1 pseudogene is annotated in these 670 nt (G+C 47.9%); it reads left to right on the top strand.

Annotation, left to right across the window (positions count from 1 at the left end):
* Positions 1-476: pseudogene (locus GCE9029_RS25295) on the top strand (HAMP domain-containing protein); the annotation flags it as partial.
* Between the last annotated feature and the right edge of the window lie 194 nt (positions 477-670).

Here is a 670-nt window from a genome sequence, read left to right as displayed (position 1 = left end):
GTGAGAACCTGATGATGTATATCGGAGTTAAGTGGGATCAGCCGCCGCCGTTCTTGTTACGCCTATTTGATAGACCTCTACAACTTTTACTTGCCGTCATGTTAGCGAGTACCCCGCTATTACTTTGGTTAGCTTGGGCATTGAGTCAACCTGCTCGCAGACTAGAACGCGCCGCAAAACGTGTAGCGAAAGGACAATTTGAGGTCGACCCTCAATTAGAAAAAGGTACCTCAGAATTCAGACAAGCTGGTGAAAGCTTTAACCAAATGGTCGAAGCGGTAAACCAGATGATCTCAGGGCAACAGCGTCTGCTCTCTGATATCTCACACGAGCTACGCTCTCCATTGACCCGCCTACGCATGGCAAATGCATTGGCGATTCGTAAACAAGGTGAGAGCCAAGAACTCGAGCGTATCGATACCGAAGCGCAACGTTTAGAACAGATGATCAGTGAACTACTGACGTTATCTCGTATGCCGTCTTCTGCTTGAAAAAAAAAAAAAGGACTGTCACTCGGACTATCAACTTTGTTTCCCACGCTACAACCACTTTTGAACGCGCGCCACGACTTACACGTGAAGTCCCTTCCCTCAACAGTTCCGGCACACTGCCGTCGCTACGATCAAGTAGGTCGACTTCATAAGCGCGTGAGTATCAACTTTCACTTCTT

Origin of the sequence: Grimontia celer, from assembly GCF_900055185.1 — a bacterium.
In the GTDB taxonomy this organism is placed as follows: Bacteria; Pseudomonadota; Gammaproteobacteria; order Enterobacterales; family Vibrionaceae; genus Enterovibrio; species Enterovibrio celer.
The sequence above is the reverse complement of the archived record's forward strand: the minus strand, read 5'-3'. Positions and strand labels throughout refer to the sequence as shown.